Source organism: Frankia umida (assembly GCF_023242945.1).
GTDB lineage: Bacteria > Actinomycetota > Actinomycetes > Frankiales > Frankiaceae > Frankia > Frankia umida.
Genome location: NZ_JALKFT010000016.1, coordinates 60,843 through 81,170 on the forward strand (window position 1 = coordinate 60,843; position 20,328 = coordinate 81,170).

A 20,328-nucleotide genomic window follows, 5' to 3' on the forward strand; every position below is an offset into this window, starting at 1 on the left:
GCAGTTCCCGCATCACTATTCCCTGTCCTCCACCGGACGGCGGGTCACGCCACGGCGGGTGCCCGCCCACCGTTTCGACTCCGGCTCGTCCGCGATCCCCGTCAAAAGGGGACGTAGGAAGGCGTCGCGCTCGGTGTGGTGGATTGCCGGCGTGCTCGGCCTGATAGCCGGCGGCGTTGTCTGGGCGGCTGGGCAGGGCAAGGCGGCGGTGCTTGTCGCTGGCCTGAGCGTGTTGCTGCCCGTGGCCGCCTTTCTCGCGGACAAGATCGCTGCCCGCTCTGGCGATTTGGACCCTCCGATGACGGAGGCACCCCACGTCGGGCCGCCGGTGGGCACCGGCGCCGCGGTCAGGGGTGTGAGGCCACGCAGCGCGCGTTGTCGCCAATGGTGTCGTGCCAGTGGCTGCGGGCGAGCTGGCCGACCTGCACGTCGATGCTGTCGTTGACGATCACCGCCGGCATCGCCCCACCCCCGGCCGTGAGCGCCAGGGCCAGGGTCCGGTAGCTGCGCGCCGGTGGGATCGGGCTCGACTCCTGCTGCCAGGTCGACGGTGCGCAGGCGGCGTGCGCGGGCAGCACCACCAGCAGATCCTCCGGCCGCCCGCCGGGTGTGCCGCGGGCGGACAGGGTCAGCGGCCCGGCCCCCGGCTCCGGTGGCAGACGGTGCAGTCCCCGTCCGGCTCGATCAGCCGGGCGATCTCACCGAGCGCGGTCTCACCCAGCACGCGCCGCAGCTGCGGGTCGACCCGACACGTTCCACGATCCACCCGACTGGCTGTAGGCGGATTCTTCTGCGCCGCAGGCTGATCGCCCCAGTCTCCAGGCGGAGCGGCCGTGCGCTGGCCGGGTCCTCGAGGCCGCGCATGATGGGCGACTATCGGGTGGCGAGCCGGCGCTGGAGCTCGATGTGGCGGAACTGGTAGACGGCGCCGACCTGGCGCAGGACGCCTCGTTTCTCATGGGCATCGGCGAGGAAGGCCATCAGATCGAAGGGGATCCGGCCGCGGGCGGCGAGCCAGACCCGGGTCAGCACGAAGGCGCCCCACGCTGTCTGACCCAGCCCGACCGCGAGCCCGCCCGCGAGCCCGACCGCGAGCCCGAACCCGAGCCCGACCCCGAGCCCGCCCGCGAGCCCGAACGGGAGCCCGACCGCGAGCCCGACCACGAGCCCGATCACGATCACGAGTGAACGGAATGCGGCTCTATCTAGGCGGAGAATCGAGGCCGAGCTTGCAGCCTCCGCGAGATCTGCTGGCACGCCCGTGATCACGAACACGAGCACGAATGGGAGCACGAATGGGAGCACGATCACGATCACGCCTAGGAGCACGGTTGGGAGCACGACCGTGAGCACGACCGTGAGCACGACCGTGAGCACGAGCCCTCCTGTGAGCCTGGCTACTGAGGGGGCACGCCACCGTATCGCCCGCCTGGGTGGCTGAACTCCGCCCGTGAGCCTGCCCGCGAGCCCGACTGCGAGCCCGGCCGCGAACCCGTATATGAGTCCGTTAATGAGCCCGTTAATGAGCCCGAACACGAGCCCGAACACGAGCCCGAACACGAGCCCGAACGCGAGCCCGGCCACGAGCCAGGCCACGAGCATGGTCAGGAGGCGACGTTGCCAGGGGGGCTGGGCGTGGGAAAGCTGCCACCAGGCGAGGTCGGGGGTGCCGAGGTGTTCGAGGTGGCGGGCGAGGAAGATCAGCCAGCGTTCGGCGTCGGCGGCCGGCCAGGGGCAGCGTTGGGCCCGGTCGGGGTGGGGGCGGTAGGCGGCGGCGATGAAGGCGTCGAACAGGTGCTCCGCGACGGCGGTGGAAGTGGGAAAGCGGGTCGGGTCGAGGAGTTCGGCCGGGGTGCGTCCGGCGGCGAGGACGGGTTCGCCGGGGCGGGGGTTGTAGATGGTGCGGGCGAGGCTGGCCATCAGCGGGGTGGTCAGCGCCTGGGCGACCGGCGGCGGCCAGGCGGCCAGCAGCGGGTCCCAGCGGGCGACGCCGGCCGGGCCGCCCGCGGAGCCGCGAAGATAGTCGGCGACCACTGCCACGTCCAGCGGGCGCAGTTCGATGCCGGTGGCCCCGGTCAGGCGGATCTCGGGCCTGCCGGGTGGGGAGATGGCCTGCTGGTAGTCCACGGTGCGGGAGCTCAGGACGACGCGCTGCCCCGGGCGCAGCGCGTCGTTGATCCGGGCGATCGTGGCCCCGCGGACCGGGTCGGGGATCTCGTCGAGACCGTCGAGAACGGGAAGGATCAGCCCGGCGTCGAGAAGTGCCCGTGCCCGGCTGCCCCCGATACCGCCCGGGGCGGGCTCGGCGAGGCCGGGATAGTCGGCGGCCAGCCGCTGTTCCAGCCACTGGTACAGGGTCTGCTCCCGGGGATTCCAGGACGCCAACGTGACCAGGACCGGTACCGGTCCACCCGAAGCTCGTCGGCCCTCGGCGAGCAGGCCCAGTACCAGGCGGACGATGAGTATTGTCTTGCCCGCCCCGGGTTCGCCCAACACGACCAGCCGCCCGGTCGGTACCTGGTCGAATAGGCCCACCAGCTCGGCGTCACCGCCGCCGAGCCCGCCCGGTCCGGTCGCCCAGGCCACCGGCTGCGCCGCTGGCGGCCAGCCCGCCCCGCTGGTTGCCAGGCGGACCAGCGACCCCCAGTCGTCCACCAGCGTGCTACTGGCCGGGGCCCAGCGCACCGGCAGCGGGTACGGGTCGTTCAACCGGCGCAGCGCCGCCTCGTCCTCCCACTGACGGCGCACCGCGATCGCCAGCTGGTCGGCGATCGCGGGCAAGGTCAGGTTCCCGGCCGCGGCTTCCTCACGGTCCGCTTTGAACGCGGCCCAGGTCAGCCATAGTCCCGTCAGTCCCGTGACGCCACCGACCAGCCCGACCAGCGTCGCCCCGTTGCTCAGGTGATAGCGCCGGTACAGCACGAGCGCGGCCACCGTCGACCCGAGCAACAGCAGAAGCGCGATGACCCCTGTCCGTCTCGTCCGTGATCTCCCCATACGGTCATCATCGTGGCTATAGCACCCGCCGTGCCGCCTGGGTGTGCGGTTGGGCACACGCGGTCGCCACATGAACGGGCGTGCCGCGCGGTGGCGACCTCGAGTCCTGGAGCCCTGATACCTGTGTGCGTACCAGTGCGAGATGGCGCAGGGTGGATGATTGCTCGCCATGAGCGTCAACGGGGGACGTAGGAAGGCGCCGCGCTCGGTTTGGTGTCTGGCGGCGTTGTCTGGGCGGCTGGGCAGGGCAAGGCGGCGGCGCTTGTCGCTGGCCTGAGCGTGTTGCTGCCCGTGGCCGCCTTTCTCGCGGACAAGATCGCTGCCCGCTCTGGCGACCTGGACATCGCCACGGTCGCCGACCGGCTCGCAGACCTGGTGCGTGATCAGCGGGACGTCGAAGCGACGCGCCGCGGGGTTCGAGCCCTGCAGGCGCCTCGTCGTGCTCGGTGAGGCTGGGGCGGGGAAGACGATTCTGCTGATACGCCTTGTTCTGGACCTGCTCGACCGACGCCCGCCCGGTGAGCCGGTACCGCTGCTGCTGCCGCTGGCCTCCTGGAACCCGACCGGGCCGAGCCTCTACACGTGGTTGGAGTCCCACAGCGTTACCTCGCCAACCGGCCATGACCGGCGCAGCAACTGGTCCCGTTCGAGCAGGATGGATGAGCAGGCGTCACTGGGCGGTGGCGTGAAGCGGAGCCTGCTGTCAGTCACGGAGCGTGCCGGGCGGGCAGGGTGGCGCGCAGTGAGTACTGCACCGGGACGGGTTGGCCGGCGAGGATCAGCCGCCAACGGTCGTCCGGCCCGTGTTGCAGCTGGTCCCCGCGGCCCTCGGGGTTCGCGGCGTCGAGGTGTTCGGTGAGTGCGTCGAGGTGTAGTCCGGCGTGGGCGGCGGCGGTCACGATCTCGCCGAGGCCGTGGGGGTACTGCACGGTCTCGGTGGTGCTCAGGGCGGTGGCGCTGCTGGCGTAGGACGATGTCGAGGGCAGGCGGTGCGCGCCACCGCCCTGGTAGGGGAAGCCGAACCTGACCGGGTCGACGGTGTCGATCATCTGGATCAGTGGGTGCCCGTCGATCAGTACCAGGGTTCCGCCGGGGCGCAGGGCGGTGGCGGCGGCGATCATCCAGGCTGTCACGTCGGCGATCCAGGGCAGCACCCCGTAGGAGGCGAAGACGACGTCGAAGGAGCCCGCGAGATCCTCGGGCAGTCGTTGGGCGTCCGCCTGGACGAACCGGGCGTCGATCCCCGCCGTGGCGGCGAGCGCACGGGCGCGTTCCACCGCGACGGGCGAGAAGTCCAGGCCGGTGACCCGTGCACCGAGCCGGGCCCACGACAGCGTCCCCAACCCGAAGTGGCACTGCACATGCAGAAGATCAAGGCCGGACACGGTGCCGACCGCCGCGGACATCTCCGCCCGCTCCCGTGTGGTCAGCATGAGCCGGCCGGCGAGGAAACCGTCGACGTCGTAGTAGCTGTCCTGTCCGTGCCGGCGCGCCAGCTCGTCCCAGCGCGCCCGGTTCAGCTCGGTCGCGTCGTCCACGCTCATGCCCGCGACTCCAGGCGCGCGAGCCCACCGGTTTCGAGAGCTATGTGGAGCACGCCGTCTTCGGTGCGGGCGAGGCCGTGCGGTTCGCTGGAAGGCGTCGGCAGGTCGTGTTCGTCGATCTGTCCGGCCGTGGTGATGTGCCCGATGCGGCCCGCGGCCCATGCGGTGAACCAGCAGCCTCCGGCCGGGTCGGCGATGATCGCGTGGGGTCGGGCGTCCCGGTCGGGGAGGGGGAACTCCTCGAGGTGTCCGTCCGGGCTGATCCGGCCGATCTGACCGGCGGCGATCTCGACGAACCAGAGGAAGCCGTCGGTGCCCCGGCAGATCCCGACCGGGGCGGCGCCGGGGGTGGGCAGCGGGTGGAGGGTGGTCTGCCCGGCGAGTGTGATCCGGCCGATCGCGTGGGCCTGGTTGAGGGTGAACCAGAGGGCCTGGTCGGCCCCGGCGGTGATCGCCGCCGGAAAGGCGCCGGTCACCGGGAGCGGGTACTCGGTGATCGTGCCGTCGGTGGTGACGCGTCCGATCCGGTCACTGTTCATCTCGGTGAACCACAGGGCGCCGTCCGGGCCGGTGGTGATACCGAAGGGCCCGCTGTCCGGGGTGGGCGTGGGAAAGGAACTGGTCTCGCCGTCGAGGGTGATCCGGCCGATCCGGTGGTCGCGGTTACGGGTGAACCACAGCGCGCCGTCCGGGGCCTGCGTGATGATCGAGGGCCCGCAGGTGGCGGGAGCGAGCTGGTAGGAGTCGAGCTGGCCGTCGCGGGTCAGCCGCGCGATCCGCCCGGCGTGGACCATCGTGACCCACAGATCCCCGTCGGGGCCGCAGGTCAGGTCGTAGGGGCCGGCATCCGAGTCCGCTATCCGCGTTTCGCGGATTCTCACGTGTGCGGGGTGGGACATCACGGGTCTCCTCGGTGGAAGGGACATGGCTGTCGGTCGGGTTCGTCAGTAATCCGCTCGGGTGGCCGCAAGTCCGAGCAGTGCGGGGACCGGCTGGTCGCCGTCGTCTTCCGCGGGTCGCGTAGGCGTCGTACCAGTCGGCGAACTCGTCGTAGCGCTGTCGCATCGGACAACCCGAACAGAGATCGCCACGCTCCGCCACACAATTTACTGACGCGTCCGCCTGCCGCGGAGACCTCCGCTCGCGCCGGGGTGACGCCCCGGCGGCCTAGGCTGAAGGCATGGCTGATACGGCGCATCGGGTCGAGCCGTCCGGGGTGTGGGCCACCGCTGTGGGCGTGGCCCGCGTGCGGGCGATGGAGACGGCACGGGAGCGGCCGCTGTTCCGGGATCCGCTGGCGCTGGCCTTCGCCACCGCCGGCGGACGAGACCCCGCGGCGCCGTCGCCCCCGCACGCCGACGAGGCGGCGCGGCGCCGCTGGCTCGGTGTGGCCTTCTCGATCGTCATCCGGACGAAGTTCCTGGACGACCTGCTCGACCGGGCGGTCGCCTCCGGTGTCCGCCAGGTCGTGCTGCTCGGAGCCGGGATGGACAGCAGGGCCTTCCGGATGGACTGGCCCGCGCGGACCCGACTGTTCGAGGTCGACACGGCCGAACCGCTGGCCTTCAAGGCCGCGGTACTGCGTCAGGAGCGGGCCACCCCACGCTGCGAACGGATCACCGTCCCGGTCGACCTGCGCGAGGACTGGCCCGGCGCCCTGGCCGCCGCCGGGCACGACCCGGCGCGACCGACGGTGTGGATCGCCGAGGGACTGCTGATCTACCTGCCCGAGGACGCGGTGCGGTCGCTACTCGAACGGGTCGGCGCGCTGTCCGCCGCGGGCAGCAGGATGGGCCTGACCCTGGGCACCCGCGGTGTCCTCGAACGCTTCCGCGAGGACGCCGCCGCGGGATCGCCGGCGTCGATGTGGGTCTCGGAGACGCCGCAGGACCCGGTCGGCTGGCTGGACACCCTCGGCTGGGACGCGCAGACCTTCACCCTGCGTGAGCGCGCCGCGGCCTACGGACGTCCGATGCTCACCCCCCCGCGGCAGGACGAGGGCGCCGGCGGACTGGTCTCGGCGGTGCGCGCGGCACCCTGACCCCACCGGTCCTCACCGACGCGGACACCGTTGAATCGCTGCTGGCGGCGTACGAGCGTGCGTGCGCGTTGTCCGGAAGGCCGCGGCCGGGTACGCGATCGACGACGTCGTCGCCCACCCCGACCTGCCCCAGGTATCACTGCGGTGGATCTACATCCACATGATCGAGGAGACGGCCCGCCACGTCGGCCACGCCGACATCGTGCGCGAACTGACCGACGGCGCGACCGGCGCGCTCGGGTAGCAGACGGCCCGCCGCTTCACCGGCTCCCCGGCCTCCTCAGCGAACCGGGCGCTGCTGTCGTGCCAAGGACTGGTGGCCTCTCGTCCCACCGCCCTGAACGTTCCTAGATCGGCCTGCTGGTCGGCGGGCCATCGGATGCCCTGGTGGGAGGATCGTGGTGTGTTTGTTCGTCCGGCCGGTGTCAGTGATGTGGAGCGGGTCGCCCAGGTGCATGTGCTGTCCTGGCAGGTCGGCTACCGGGGGCTGTTGGCGCGGTCGCTGCTCGACGGGCTGCGTGCGGCGCAGCGGGTGCCGCGGTGGACGGCGACCGTGCGGCAGGCGGAGTGGCCGGCCCGTGGCGTTCTGGTCGCCGACGACGCCGGTGAGGTGGTCGGTTTCGCGTCGCTGTATCCCAGCGTCGACCTCGATCAGGATCCGACCGGGGTGGGTGAGGTCGGCTCGTTCTACGTGCTTCCGGCCGTGTGGGGGCGGGGTGTGGGTGGTCAACTGATGGCGGCGGCGCTGGGCACGTTCGGCGCGGCCGGTTTCACGTCGGCGACGTTGTGGGTCCTGGAGACCAACACCCGTGCGATCGGGTTCTACGCCCATCGGGGCTGGGAGCCCGACGGCGCGGTCCGCGACGACGTGGTGGGCGGGGTGATGATGCGCGATGTGCGGTACCAGCGGAAGCTCACATCCTGAACGTCAGGGAGAGGGGTGCTCGAAGGCTGGCAGCAGCAGACCCCTGCGGTAGAAAATGCTGGTGACGGCGTCAATATCGGGGCGGGTTTCTTCGGGGCTCGCGTTGGCCCTTTCTCGTGGCCCGCGCGACGGCTGTCGCGAACGATCTCCTGCCGGCCGGCTATGAGGTGATGGAGACGGCTCGGCTGGGCGTCCGTGGTGGCCGGTGCGAACACGGCCTGGACGGCGGTACGGATCGCGGCGGTGTCGGTGTCACCGACCGCGCCGGGCCAGGTGCCCACCCGCAGTCCGGTGGCGAGGGCATGGACCTCCGTCCAGTCGAGCGGGACGGTGTCCTCGACGAGGAGGGCGAGCGTCGGGCCGTGCGGACCGGCCTGCCAGTAGAGGGCGCCGCGGTAGTGGCGGCCGGTCTCGCCGCCGGGCGCCGCCGAAGGGGCCGGGGTGGTGCCGTCACCGACCCGCAGGGCGGGCGGGCCCGCGACGCAGGGCTGGTTGTTGACCCAGCCGGCTGGGCCGGTGGGTATGGCCGCCCCGTGAAAGGGCTGGGGCAGCGGGAAGCCGTGGCTGTCGAGTATGCGCCTGACTCCCGAGTTCGCGGGGCCTCCTCGGGCGGAGCCGGGTACGCGACGACGCGCCGCTCACGCCCGGAGGGAACGGGGGGCGTCTCCCCGCGCGGCGAGGCGGGACCGGACCCTGCAGGCCTCCGGCGGTGACCTGGCTGGCTCCAGCGCGGTTACACGGGACCCTCAGGTGTAGGCGCGCAGGATCTGGCCGCTCTGGTCACCCTCGACGCTTTCGAGGTAGGCGCCGGTGAGACGGGCCATCGGCACCGGGGAAAGACCGGGAAACCGGTCGCCGAACGTGTCGACCGAATCCTCGGCGAGGCCAGGGCTGACGGCATTGATCCGCAGCCCGCGGCGCAATTCCAGACTGGCGGACAGCACGAACCCGTGCAGGGCCGCGCTGGCCACACCGCCGCCCGTCACGCCACGGGCCGGATGGTCGGCGAAGACGCCGGAGGTCAGCGTGAACGAGCCGCCGTCGCGCAGGTGACGCTGCCCGAGCAGAACCAGGTTGACCTGCCCGAAGAACTTGCCCCGCAGGGTGTCGAGCAGGTCCTGCTCGGTCAGGCTCTGGAAGTCGTCGAGGGCACCGGAGACGGCCACGCACACCACGGCGTCCACCGGCCCGGTCGTCGCGTACATCACCGAGGTCCGAAGACTCCCGAGTCGGTTTCGCCGGGCTTCGTCCTGCCGCCGTGGCGGTGCTACTGGCGGGCGAGCCTGGCCGCGACCTGACTGACGATGGCCTGCTCACGTCCCGGCTCAGGTGTGCCGTCCACCTGACCGAAAAACAGGGTGGCGATCACACGACCGGACACGACGAAGACGACATCGACGGTGGCGGGAACGCGCACCGCGTTGATGGTGAGCTCAAAGGCCATCCGTATGCCGGCTGTCGCGCCGGTCAGGGCAGGCGCCGCCTGCACCGACTGCACCGTTGTGGTGGCACCACTGCCGGCGCCCTTCGTCATGGCCTGCGCCAGCACCGGCGCGAGGATCCGACCGAAACACCGGGTGGCCTGGGGACGGGTGAGGATCGCCGCGTACGACCGCACCTGCGCGGGCGGGCGGATCTCCGCAGCGGAGTTGATCACGGTTGTCGAGTCGGCCGTCCGGAAGACCGGGCTTTCGGCCCGGTCCGTCGCGGGTGAGGTGAGCTGCGCGACGGGGACGCCGAGGCAGGCCGCAAGCTGCGCGTCGGCCTCGGGCGAGTCCGGTGCGTTCTCGCCCGCGCCGCTGGTGTCCACGACCAGACCGCTGGTCGCCGGCCCGGCGGCGACCAGATAGTCCGCCGCGTGCAGGACGGGTGCGGCCCTGGTGGCGGTCGCGACCGGCGACCCCGACGCGAGACGACGGTTGACCAGGGTCTTCGCCGGATCACCGCATCCCGCCAGAACACCCGCCGCCATGCCCACGAGGACCAGAACAGACAGATACTGACTCCGCGACCTGCCCGACCGCTGACCCATCATGTGCTCCCGCCCTGTCAAAGCGGACGCAGCGACCATGGCGATCGCGCACCGTCCCCCATCGGATGCTCCCAGTATTCGCTATCTGCCACCGCTTCACCACATGTTGGCGTTGTTACGCCAGGTTGTCGGGCCCCGTGTCCTCCGAGGACAGCGTCGTCGAGACGCCGGTGGGACGTGAACCGCTCATACCCGTGGCAGCCGGCGGGCCTCGTCGGCTTCGGGGGCCTCGAGTGCGGCGTAGAGGTCGTGGGCCGACTGCCAGTGTTCGTGGGCGGTGTCGCGGTCGCCGAGATCGTCAAGGGTACGGCCGAGGCCGGCGTGGGAGCGGGCCTGTTCGTAGCTGTCCTGGGTGGCGAACGTCAGGGTGAGCGCGCGGGCGTGGTGGCGACGGGCCGGCTCGGGATGGCCGGTGGCATGGAGATGTTCCGCCAGTCCGTTGTGCGCGCGGGCCTGCCCGTTACGGTCCCCGATCTCCTCGTAGAGGGCGAGGGCCTGCCGGTGGTGACGTGCGGCATCGTGAGGGAGGCCCTGCGCGTGCAGAACGAGGCCGAGGTTGGTCAGGGCGTCCGCCTCGCCGTTGCGGTCGGCCAGGGCCAGGTAGAGCGCGAGGGCCCGCCGATGATGATCGGCCGCGAGGTCGTGTCTGCCCTGGTGGCAGTAGACGTTACCGAGGTTGCCCAGCGCGTGGGCCTGTCCCCGGGTGTCGTCGACCAGCCGGTAGAGCTCGAGTGCCCGTTGCTGGTGGTCAACAGCCTGCGTGTACTGGCCCTGCCGCCAGTGGACATGGCCGATGTTGGCGAGGGCGCGAGCCTGGCCGCGCTGGTCGCCGCTCTGCTGGCACAGTGTCCAGGCCCGCTGGTTGTGGGTGAGGGCCTGGTCGTAGCGGCCCTGTCGCCAGTAGATGATGCCCAGGGCGGTGAGCGCCCGGCTCTCACCGTGTTCGTCGCCGATCTCCTGGAAGAGGGTGAGGGCCGTGCGGGCGTTGTCGGCGGCGTGCCCGTACCGGCCCTGATGCCGGTGGATTCCTGCCAGGCTGGTCAGGACATGTGCGTGCTGGGTGTGGTCGCCGAGGGTCCGGGCGGTGTCGCAGGCGTCGGTGTAGAGGGCGACGGCCTCGGCCAGGTGGGCGCCGAGGTCGAGGTAACGGAACAGGATCGCCGCCAGATCCAGGGCATGGCGCCCGCCGTGCTGGTTGGCCTGCGCTGCGACGCGCACCAGGTTGGCGCGTTCGAGATCAAGCCAGCGCCGCGCGCCCTGTCGATCACCGCTCCACCGAGGCGGCGCGTCAGGGGGCCGCACCGACGGCAGATGATCTACCTCTGTGGGGAACAGCAGACGGACGGCTGCGGCGGCGGCGGACACGTAGTGGTCGAACAGGACGCCCACCGACTGCAGGCGCAGCGCCTCGGAGTCCTCGTCGTGGGCGCGTTCACGCGCGAAGGCCCGAACAAGATCGTGGAAGCGGTAGCGGTCCGGTCCGGCTTCGACGAGAAGGTGAACGTCCAGGAGATGCTCGCACGCCCGTTCCGCCTGAGCTGGTGTGACGCCGGCGAGCGCGGCCGCCGCGTGCGTGTCCATCTCCGCCCCGGGATGAAGTCCAAGACGGCGCAGTATCCGCCGGGACTCGCCGGTGAGGTCACGGTAGGACACGGCGAAGGCGGCGGCGACACCGCGCTCGCTGTCGTGCAGTGCGGCGAGCCGGTCATGCTGGTTGGCCAACCGGTCAGCCAGATCCGCGACCGACCAGGTCGGTCGGGCCTGCAGCCGTGCCGCCGCGATCCGTAGTGCCAGCGGGAGCCTCCCGCACAGGTCGACCAGGCGTGTCGTGGCGTCGTCGTCGCCGGCCAGCCGGGCGGCGCCCACCACCGCGGTGAGCATGTCGCGGGCCACCTCCAGAGACGGGACGTCGAGATACCAGGCGTGTGCCTCGTCCAACGCGGCGAGGCGGCGGCGACTGGTGACGATCACCAGGCATCCGGCTGTCGCCGGCAGCAGCGCAAGGACCTGGTCGGTGGACCGCGCGTTGTCGAGAACGACCAGGGTCCGTGTGCCGGCCAGACGGCCTCGGTACAGGGCGGCCCGGGCCTCCGGTGTGGGCGGTATCTGCTCACCGGGAACGCCCAGCCGACGCAGGAGTTCACCCAGCGCGGTCACGGGTTCGGTCGGGTCGACCGACGGTGTCGCTCCGTGCAGGTCCAGGAACAGGCTTCCGTCGGGGAACCGGTCAGCGAGCTCGTGCGCCGTGTGCAGGGCGAGCGTCGTCTTGCCGACCCCCGCCATTCCGTGCACGGACAGGATCACCGATGCGCCGGTCACCGCCGCATGGCTGTCCTGCCGGCAGGCCATGTCGGCGAGGGACACCAGCTCGGTGATCTCCTGCTGGCGTCCGGTGAAGAACCGTGTGCGTGGGGGCAGGTCCCGCGGCGGCGTGACAACTCCCGGCTGGTGGATCCGCGGGCGGCCGTCCGGGACGGAACCCCCGGGAAACGGTGGTGCCGCGGTGGGCGCGGCGGAGCCCTGAAGGGTCGCGCCCATCCCGGACAGCAGTGCGGCCGCGGCCTCTTCCTCCTCGAGACCGACCAGGTCGATCGTCACCAGAGTGGCCAACAGTCCCGCCGGGGAACATGCGTCGACCTTCACCGGGACCAGCCGGACCGCATGGTCGGTTGGGGAGACGATGCTCTGCCACGGTAATGAAACCTCGCCTGAGGCCAGGTAACTCCCGCTCAGCACAAGCACCAGATGGTCTGCTTGCGCGAGGGACTCGTTCAGCCATCGCATGCGGTTCATGCCCGGTACGACATGCCACTCCTCCAGCAGTGGCTCGCATCCCCCCGCCTGCAGCGTCCACGCCAGCCATGCGGCCCACCGGCGGTCGGAGACCGCATGACTCACCAGTACCACCGGTGCATCCTGTGCCGACGTGCCCGTCCCCATCGACCGAGTCTGACACTCGCGGTTAGCGCGAGGACGAACACCATCGTTTGCCGCCCTGTCCGGTCAGGTGTTCTTCCCGGATGGCTGAGGCAATGACGTTGGGCCCACCCGATTCTCGCGGGGGCGGACGAACCATAGGAGGATCACTCATCCGACGTCGTCCCCAGCGCAACAGCCGATCATGCGCTGTTTCGAGATGCGCGACGGTGGCGCCCCGGCGATCGCCCTCGACATCCTTCACCAGGAGTGGATCGACCACGCCCGCCCCGAGGTCACCGGACCAGCCGGCGTGCGGTCGGCGGTCAAGCGCAGTCAGCCGTCTCCTCTGGCCGGTCCGCATCCAGGACTACCGCATGGCCGAAACGTGGACCTGTCGCGACGCCATGCCATGAGCCTGACCGACGAGTTCCGACGATCTCCCGCCTTCTGCGGGCACCCACCCGATTGCCCGCGGCTGCGTGGCGGCCAGCCGTGGGCGGCGACGCCTCAGGCCACTTATCGGAGCATGGAGCGCCGCGCTGCCACCACCCGGCCCGTTTCGTGATCAGGAACGCGGGTGAAGCGCCTTCAGTACCAGCGACTTCCCCGCTCCGGGTCGCCCACGGACCCCCACAGCCTGACGCGCGATAACCCTCCCTTCTCGCGCGTCAGCGGCGCGGCGACACGCGGGGCCGTTCCGTTTCGTTTACGTATCGTTCCGCAACGATACGTTGTTATGTATCACCCTACGAGCCGATACATAATGACGTTTGGTAGGGTGGGGGGCGTCGGATGAAGGAAGGGGACGTGGGATGAGTCGGGTACCCAGAACGCCGCGCCAACGTGAGGAACCGTCGGAGTCGGAGCCGGACGGGCCGTGGGAACCGGGCGGGCCGTTCCGTCCACCGACGCCCCGTCCCGCCGTCGAACCTCCGCCCGTCGAACCTCCGCCCGGCACACCCCCCGCGGTCACACCGCCGCGCGACCAGGCCGACAGCCCTGCCGGCGGTGCGTCCCTCGACGCAGCGCCCGGCGACCGGGTGGGTTCCGTCACGGGAGCCGAAACCGACCCCCCAGCGGCGGCACCGGCCGCGACGGTGCGGTGCGGATTCCCCGGCTGCACCCGTCCCCCCGCCCCGGCGGACGGGCCGGGGCGTCCCCCGGCCTACTGCGACGATCCGGCGCACACCCGGCTTTCGGCCTACCGCCGCCGCCGCGACCTCGCCGCCCGTCCCGCCGCCGCCGGGACGCATCCCACCCGGCTTTCCGGCGGTGACCACGGCGACCCCGCCGTCGGCGCCGCCCGCACCCTGGTCGCGGGTCGGGCCCGTGCCGAGGACCTCGCCGCCCGGATGCAGACCCTCGCCACCGACCTCGCCACCGCCCTGGACGCCTTCGCCCGGCAGATGTCCGCCCTCGGGGACGTCGCCGCCGCCGAGGCCCAGGTCGAGGCCGCCGAGGCGGAGGCCGCGGAACGGGTCGCCGAGGCCGTCGCCCGCGCCGTGCGCGCCGACCAGACCGCCCGCGCCGCAACGACCGCCCGCGCCGACGCCGACGCGGTGGCCGCCGACGCCGTGAGCGCCCTCGAGGACGCCGAACACCGCCTGGCCACCGCCGCCGGCCAGGTCGCCGCCGCGGAAGCCGCCGCCCACACCGCCCGCGCCGACGCCGACGTGGCCATCGCCGCCGCCATCGAGCAGGCCCGCGCCGACACCGAGGCCGCCCGCGCCGACGCCGACACCCGCATCACCCGCGCCCACGCCGACGCCGACGCCCGGGTCGCCGACGCCGTCGCCGCCCGTGACCAGGCCGCGGCCGAGCTCACCCAGCTGCGCCGCGACGCCGACCGCGACGCCCGCGCCACCGCCGAGCTACGCGCCGAACGCGACGCGCTGCGCGAGGACGTCCGCACCGAACGCGCCGAGGCGCTGCGGGGACGTCAGGCCGCCGACGCCGAGGCCGCCCGTGCCCGCGCCGACGCCGACGCCGCCCTGCAGCGCCACCGCGAGCAGGCCGCCACCGACCTGGACCGCGCCACCACCACCGCCGCCGCCGACCTCGCCCGTCTGCGCGCCGAGTACGAGGCCCGCCTGGACGCCGAACGCCAGGCCACCGCCGAACGCCTCACCGTGCTCGCCGACGCCCGCGCCGAGGCCCGTCTGCGCGCCGAACGCGCCGAACGCCAGACCGACGACCTCACCGCCGAACTACGCACCCTGCGCGCCACGACCACCAGCCCGGTTTCGCGCTCCTCCGCAGATGACTGACCCTTGACGAAGGGTGCGGACGCTCAGCCGCCGCACTGAGTGCGCATGTCCGAACTCGTGTGCATGGCTGATCGATGTCCGCGAAGGTCCTCGGCTGCCGGTCCTCGGTCCTGGTTGTCAGCCAGGTCCAGAGCGCCCGGTACCTGCCCGCCCGCTGGGGCGCGTCGGGCCCGGTGTCCCCGGCTGGCCATGTCCGGCCTTAGATGAGTCCACCGATCGGCCGCCCACCGCGCCCCGTCCGGCCAGCCGGGCGGTGGGCCGGGGATCTCGCCGCCGTCGAGTTCGGTGGCGTCCGGTACCTGAAGCTGCTCACGCCATCGGTCCAGGTCTGCGGTGCTCATCGGGACCGCGGTGACCGCGGCCCTGGTACCACCGCTAGGCGGCGGTACGGGTGGTCATGGCAGCGCAGCAGCACATGCGTTCACCGTAGCCGACCGAGCCGCCCTGACCGTTCAATCCTGCGCGGTTCCTCTCGCCTGCCGGTGGTGGGCCATGAGTCCCATCGGGGTGGTCGCGGGGCGGCGGCGACCTACCATGGGGCGTCACCGAACGGGATCCCTACCGGGAGGGACGCCACCAGGCGCGTCCGGGTCTGCGGGCGCCGGCCGACTGTCGCGACGAAGGGTGAACGACGACGTGACCAGCTTCGAGGATGCCGCCCAGCTTGGCCGGGCGGAAAGCGGCCTGGCCGTGATCTCGACGCAGCGACCGGACGGCGGTGTGCAGGCGTCCGTCGTCAACGTGGCCTTCATGGCGCATCCGTTGGACGAGTCCGTGCCGCGGGTGGTGGCGTTCGTGACCTACGGGGCGGTCAAGCTCGCGCATCTGCGGGCCCGGCCGGCGGCGAGCGCGACGGTGCGTTCGGGCTGGCGGTGGGCGACGGTGGAGGGCACCGCCCAGCTCGTCGGCCCGGACGACACCTGGCCCGGGGTGGACGCCGAACGGCTGCGGCTGCTGCTACGGGAGATCTTCCTGGCCGCCGGTGGCACCCACGACGACTGGCCCACCTACGACCGGACGATGCTCGAGCAGCGCCGCACCGCGGTGTTCCTCACCCCCACCCGCGTCTACGGCCCCTGACCGTCCGACCCGAACACCCCCCGACCCGAACACCCCCCGACCCGGACACGCCCGGCCCGGCCTCGCACCGACGCCGACCTGTCGCCCAGCGTCCACCACCGGCCCAGTACGTTTTCCTCCCAGGGGAAGGTTCCGCCGCACCGGCGGACTTCCAGGTGATCATCGGGCTGGGGGTGGCGCGACCATGGTGAACGACGACGTTTCCACCGCGGACGGTGCGGCGGAGGGCATCGCCGACGGCGACCCGGCCGGCCCGCCGTCGGCGATGGCCTGGACCAGACACGCCTGGCAGACCACCCCGCGCCCACCGGTGAACCTGCGCACCGACCAGCCGCACTCGGCGCGGATGTACGACTACCTGCTCGGCGGCAAGGACAACTTCCCACCCGACCGCGACGCCGCCGAGCAGGCCCTCGCCGGTTTCCCGTATCTGCGGATCGCCACCCGGCAGAACCGGGCGTTCATGACCCGGGCGGTGCGGTATCTGGCCACCGAGGCCGGTATCCGCCAGTTCCTCGACATCGGCACCGGTATCCCGACCTCCCCGAACGTGCACGAGACCGTCCAGGCCGTGGCCCCCGACGCCCGGGTGGTCTATGCGGACAACGACCCGATCGTGCTCACCCACGCCCGGGCCCTGCTCACCGGTACCGCCGCCGGGCGCACCGCCTACCTCGACGCGGACCTACGTGACGTCGAGAGCATCCTGGCCGCCCCCGAGCTGCGCGACACCCTGGACCTGACCCGACCGGTCAGCCTGTCCCTGATCGCGATCCTGCACTTCGTGCCGGACAGCGACGACCCCTACCGGCTGGTCGCCCGACTCGTGGACGCGCTGCCCGCCGGCAGCCATCTCACGATCTCCCACGGCACCGGCGACTTCGCCCCCGCCGTCCGCGACCAGGCGGCCAGCGCCTACCGGGCACGGGGGGTGTCCGCGGCACCGCGCGACCACGCCGCGTTCGTGCGTTTCTTCGACGGACTCGAGCTGCTCGACCCCGGGGTGACGGTCGCGCACCGCTGGCGTCCCGACGACCAGGTTCCCGCCGGACTCACCGACGCCCAGGTCAGCTGCTACGTCGCCGTCGCCCGCAAACCCTGACACACCGCCGGGGGAACCGCTGCCGGCAACGCAGAACAGCGCTGTCCCGGCCGGACGTGCTACAGCTGGACAGGTGCGGTCGCGGTGACCGCACCTGGGAGATGACTGTGGGAGACCCGCGATGACGACGGCCACCGATGCCACCGGCGAGCAGGAGCTGCTGTTCGAGCGGCGCGGTCCGATCCTGATCCTGCGGCTCAACCGGCCGGCCTCCCGCAACGCGCTGACCGGTGAACTCGTCGCCGACCTGGGTTCGGCGCTGCTCGACGCCGAGAACGATCCCGACATCCGGGTGGTCGTGCTCACCGCCACCGGGGACCGGGCGTTCTGCGTCGGCATGGACCTGAAGGTGTTCTCCAGCGGGGTGAAGGCCGAACGCAGCGAACGCCAGAAGGCGGGGCTGGCCGCGTTCCGCCGGATGGTGCGCGGCCAGATCACGGTGCCACTGATCGGCGCGGCCAACGGCACCGCCGTCGGCGGCGGCCTGGAACTGCTGCTGTCCTGCGACCTGGTCGTCGTCTCCGCGCAGGGCAAGTACGGGCTGCCGGAGGTCAAACGGGGACTGATCGCCTCCGGTGGCGGCGTCGCCTACGTCGGCAGCCGGCTGCCGCTGGCGCTGGCCCTCGAGCTCGCGCTCACCGGCGACTACGTCGACGGCACCCGCGTCCACGCCCTGGGCCTGGCCAACCGGGTCGTCCCCGCCGAACAGGTCCTCGACGCGGCCCTCGCCCTGGCCGAACCGATCGCGGCCAACGGCCCGCTGGCCGTCGCGGCGACCAAGGAAGCCGTGCGGCTGGCCGCCGGCGAGTCCGCGGCGCTGTTCGACCGGCTCACCGAACTGGAGAAGGTCGTGTTCGCCAGCGACGACGCCAAGGAAGGCGCCCGGGCGTTCCTGGAGAAGCGCACCCCGCGGTGGACCGGCCGCTGACCCGCACATCCCGGTCATCGACGGGCGCCACGAGGCCGACGGGCGCCACACCCGCTTTTGTCGGCGGGCTACAAACGCGCGCCGCGGGTCTGGGCGCCACCAGCCCTGGGCCGCGGCCCACACGGCTGACAGGCTGAACACACCCGTCTGACAGGGACGGGTCGGTGGCATGTACACGAGGCGACGCGCGTGCGACAGCGGTGGTCGTCGGCGGACACGTCCGTCGATGGGAGCATCGGCGGACAACACACGTCGGCGGACACCGTCGGCGAGCCGATCGACGAGGGACACCGGGGCGGTCACGGTCAGCCCCCCGGTCACAGGTGAGAGGGACGAGCGGATGGCGGACGAACGAATCATGGTCACCGGGCTTGGCGCGATGACCCCGCTCGGCGGAGATCTGCCCACCAGCTGGAAGGGGCTGCTCGCCGGCGCCTCCGGCATCAGCCTCATCGAGGACGACTGGGCCCGTGACCTGCCGGTGCGCCTGGCCGGCCGGCTCCCCGTCGACCCGGGCGCGTCCCTGCCGCGCGCCGAGGCCCGCAAACTCGACCGCGGCGAGCAGATGGCGCTGGTCGCCGCCCGCGAGGCCTGGGCGCAGGCCGGCAAACCCGAGGTCGACCCGTACCGGCTCGCCGTGGTCATCGGCACCGGCTACGGCGGGGTGCAGTCCACCCTGAGCCAGCACCGCATCGTCGAGGCCGGCAACGCCCGCCGGATGTCCCCGCACGCGATCATCATGCTGATGGCCAACGGCCCGGCCGCCTGGGTCGCCATCGACCTGGGGGCCCGCGGCGGCGCCCGCACCCCGGTCAGCGCCTGCGCGTCCGGCGCCGAGGCGATCGCGATGGGCATGGAGATGATCGAGCACGGTCAGGCCGACGTCGTCGTCGCCGGCGGCGTCGAGGCACCCGTGGACAACCTGCCGCTGGCCGCGTTCGCCCAGATGCGCGCCCTGTCCACCCGCCATGACGACCCGGCCGCCGCGTCCCGTCCCTTCGACGCCGACCGGGACGGTTTCGTCCTCGGCGAAGGCGTCGCGGTCGTGGTGCTCGAACGCGAGTCGTTCGCCGCCGCCCGCGGCGCCCGGGCGCTGGCCGTGGCCGCCGGATGTGCGGTCAACTGCGACGCCATCGACATCGTCGCCGCCGACCCGGCCAACCAGGCCCGGGCGATCACCACCGCGCTGGCCCGCAGCGGCGTCGCCCCCACCGACGTCGACCTCGTCCACGCCCACGCCACCTCCACCCCCGCCGGTGATCCCCGCGAGGCGGAGGCGATCGAGACGGCGATCGGCGCGCATCCCGCGGTCACCGCCACCAAGGCGATGACCGGTCACACCCTCGGCGCCGCCGGGGCGATCGGCGCGGCCGCGACGATCTGCGCGCTGCGCGACGGCCTGATCCCCCCGATCCGCAACCTGGAGCGGCTCGACCCCGCCGTCAAACTCGACGTCGTCACCGGCACCGCCCGCCCCGGTGTGCTGCGCGCCGCCGTCGCCAACGCCTTCGGTTTCGGCGGTCACAACGCCGCCCTGGTCTTCACCGCCGCCTGAGACCGGGCCCGATCACGCTCCGGTTCCGATCCGACACCGCTCAAGGTGTGCTCCGGGGCGGACCGTCATACGTTCGCAGTGGGCGTACGCGAGCATCGCGAACTCCGCGCCTGGCCGACGAGCAGGGGAGCGTCCTCATGGTGCAGACCCAGACGAGTGCGGACCGAGCGGTTGTCGACTGGACGGACCTGGGCAAGGACCTGTGGTCCTTCCTGACCGGCAAGGGTGCGGTGATCAACTACCAGTTCGTGGACATGCTCGTCGAGGTCCCGCGCGACACCGGGCCCGACGCCGCCCGCGCGACCTGGCGACTGCACGGCACGCTGCGCATCGTCACCTCGGACGACGACTCCGTCGGCGGGGCCGCCAACGGCGCCGTGCGCCCGTGACAGCCCGCTTCGCATGACAGCCCGCTTCGAAGGCGACATCGCCTTCAGCGTCGAAGAAGGCTCCGGGTCGGTCGGCGGGCGCCTGGAGGCGTCCGGCGACCGCATCCGGATCACCACCGGTCAACCGGACCGGCTGTGGTCGGCCGGGAGAGATCTGCTCACCGCCCTCACCGCCGTCCCGGCCGGCACGCGGCCGGGAACCCTTCCCCAGGGGCGTGCCGGCCTGCGAGAACTCGCCGACACCCTCGCCGCCGAGGGCATGACGGTCGAGATCCACGGCCCGACCGGCCCCCTGGTCACCCTCGGAGCCGACGCGGACTCCCGCACCGGGGGTCTGGCCGCGGGCAGCCGCCGGGTGGAACCACACCTGCGCGCCGCCCAGCCCGGTCTGCACCACCCGACCGGACGGGCCGCCGCACTGGGTTTCGCCGTGTTCGCCGTGTTCGCCGCCGGGTTCGCGGCCCGCAGCCAGATCCGTCGCCGACACCCCTGACCGATATCGGCCGTCGGTGTCCGCCGCGGTCGCGTCCGCGATGCGTAGCGGATGTC

The 20,328-nt window shown here is 72.3% G+C and carries 18 protein-coding genes; 11 read left to right on the plus strand and 7 right to left on the minus strand.

Annotated features, from left to right (window positions below):
- Positions 1–347: 347 nt before the first annotated feature.
- Entirely contained in the window at positions 348–581 is a 234-nt protein-coding gene (locus MXD59_RS16375; protein WP_248825590.1) for a hypothetical protein, read from the minus strand.
- 292 nt (positions 582–873) lie between these two features.
- The gene (locus tag MXD59_RS16380; protein ID WP_248825591.1) at positions 874–2,997 is read right to left on the minus strand and encodes an NACHT domain-containing protein; all 2,124 of its coding nucleotides are present in this window, start codon (positions 2,995–2,997) and stop codon (positions 874–876) included.
- Positions 2,998–3,210: 213 nt separating this feature from the next.
- On the opposite strand from MXD59_RS16380, the gene MXD59_RS16385 reads away from it, so the two are divergent.
- Entirely contained in the window at positions 3,211–3,447 is a 237-nt protein-coding gene (locus MXD59_RS16385; protein ID WP_248825592.1) for a hypothetical protein, read from the plus strand.
- 257 nt (positions 3,448–3,704) lie between these two features.
- Here MXD59_RS16385 and MXD59_RS16395 read toward each other — a convergent pair whose 3' ends face one another.
- Positions 3,705–4,541, minus strand: coding sequence for a class I SAM-dependent methyltransferase (locus MXD59_RS16395; RefSeq protein WP_248825593.1), 837 nt, complete (start codon positions 4,539–4,541; stop codon positions 3,705–3,707).
- Positions 4,538–5,440, minus strand: coding sequence for a Vgb family protein (locus tag MXD59_RS16400; RefSeq protein ID WP_248825594.1), 903 nt, complete (start codon positions 5,438–5,440; stop codon positions 4,538–4,540). The genes MXD59_RS16395 and MXD59_RS16400 overlap by 4 nt, the downstream gene beginning before the upstream one ends.
- A gap of 281 nt (positions 5,441–5,721) precedes the next feature.
- On the opposite strand from MXD59_RS16400, the gene MXD59_RS16405 reads away from it, so the two are divergent.
- The 3 genes from MXD59_RS16405 (at position 5,722) to MXD59_RS16415 (ending at position 7,507) form a co-directional block, all read left to right on the plus strand.
- Positions 5,722–6,582, plus strand: a complete 861-nt coding sequence (locus MXD59_RS16405) for a class I SAM-dependent methyltransferase (RefSeq protein WP_248825595.1) — start codon at positions 5,722–5,724, stop codon at positions 6,580–6,582.
- 61 nt (positions 6,583–6,643) lie between these two features.
- Complete coding sequence (locus tag MXD59_RS16410; RefSeq protein ID WP_248825596.1) at positions 6,644–6,826, plus strand: mycothiol transferase; 183 nt, start codon at positions 6,644–6,646, stop codon at positions 6,824–6,826.
- A 159-nt stretch (positions 6,827–6,985) separates the two neighbouring features.
- Positions 6,986–7,507 (plus strand): GNAT family N-acetyltransferase, encoded by a 522-nt coding sequence (locus MXD59_RS16415; protein WP_248825597.1) that lies wholly within the window; start codon positions 6,986–6,988, stop codon positions 7,505–7,507.
- A 746-nt stretch (positions 7,508–8,253) separates the two neighbouring features.
- Here the strand turns inward: MXD59_RS16415 and MXD59_RS16420 are convergent.
- The 3 genes from MXD59_RS16420 to MXD59_RS16455 form a co-directional block, all read right to left on the minus strand.
- Positions 8,254–8,712 (minus strand): SDR family oxidoreductase, encoded by a 459-nt coding sequence (locus tag MXD59_RS16420; protein ID WP_248825598.1) that lies wholly within the window; start codon positions 8,710–8,712, stop codon positions 8,254–8,256.
- 62 nt (positions 8,713–8,774) lie between these two features.
- Positions 8,775–9,479: a hypothetical protein gene (locus tag MXD59_RS16425; protein ID WP_248825599.1), complete on the minus strand. Its 705-nt coding sequence runs from the start codon at positions 9,477–9,479 to the stop codon at positions 8,775–8,777.
- A 246-nt stretch (positions 9,480–9,725) separates the two neighbouring features.
- The gene (locus MXD59_RS16455) at positions 9,726–12,446 is read right to left on the minus strand and encodes a tetratricopeptide repeat protein (RefSeq protein ID WP_308301726.1); all 2,721 of its coding nucleotides are present in this window, start codon (positions 12,444–12,446) and stop codon (positions 9,726–9,728) included.
- 824 nt (positions 12,447–13,270) lie between these two features.
- Here MXD59_RS16455 and MXD59_RS16460 point away from each other — a divergent pair.
- The 7 genes from MXD59_RS16460 to MXD59_RS16490 all read left to right on the plus strand — a co-directional run bounded on the left by MXD59_RS16460 (position 13,271) and on the right by MXD59_RS16490 (position 20,272).
- Positions 13,271–14,725 (plus strand): hypothetical protein, encoded by a 1,455-nt coding sequence (locus tag MXD59_RS16460; protein ID WP_248825600.1) that lies wholly within the window; start codon positions 13,271–13,273, stop codon positions 14,723–14,725.
- A 636-nt stretch (positions 14,726–15,361) separates the two neighbouring features.
- Positions 15,362–15,805 (plus strand): TIGR03618 family F420-dependent PPOX class oxidoreductase, encoded by a 444-nt coding sequence (locus tag MXD59_RS16465; protein WP_248825601.1) that lies wholly within the window; start codon positions 15,362–15,364, stop codon positions 15,803–15,805.
- Between the two features lie 265 nt (positions 15,806–16,070).
- Entirely contained in the window at positions 16,071–16,907 is an 837-nt protein-coding gene (locus MXD59_RS16470; protein ID WP_248825641.1) for an SAM-dependent methyltransferase, read from the plus strand.
- A gap of 121 nt (positions 16,908–17,028) precedes the next feature.
- Positions 17,029–17,835: an enoyl-CoA hydratase-related protein gene (locus MXD59_RS16475; RefSeq protein WP_248812352.1), complete on the plus strand. Its 807-nt coding sequence runs from the start codon at positions 17,029–17,031 to the stop codon at positions 17,833–17,835.
- Positions 17,836–18,175: 340 nt separating this feature from the next.
- Positions 18,176–19,390, plus strand: a complete 1,215-nt coding sequence (locus tag MXD59_RS16480) for a beta-ketoacyl-[acyl-carrier-protein] synthase family protein (protein ID WP_248825602.1) — start codon at positions 18,176–18,178, stop codon at positions 19,388–19,390.
- Positions 19,391–19,527: 137 nt separating this feature from the next.
- A complete protein-coding gene (locus MXD59_RS16485) occupies positions 19,528–19,779 on the plus strand; it encodes a hypothetical protein (protein ID WP_248825603.1) in 252 nt (83 codons plus the stop codon).
- Positions 19,780–19,792: 13 nt separating this feature from the next.
- Entirely contained in the window at positions 19,793–20,272 is a 480-nt protein-coding gene (locus MXD59_RS16490) for a hypothetical protein (protein WP_248825604.1), read from the plus strand.
- Positions 20,273–20,328 lie beyond the last annotated feature (56 nt).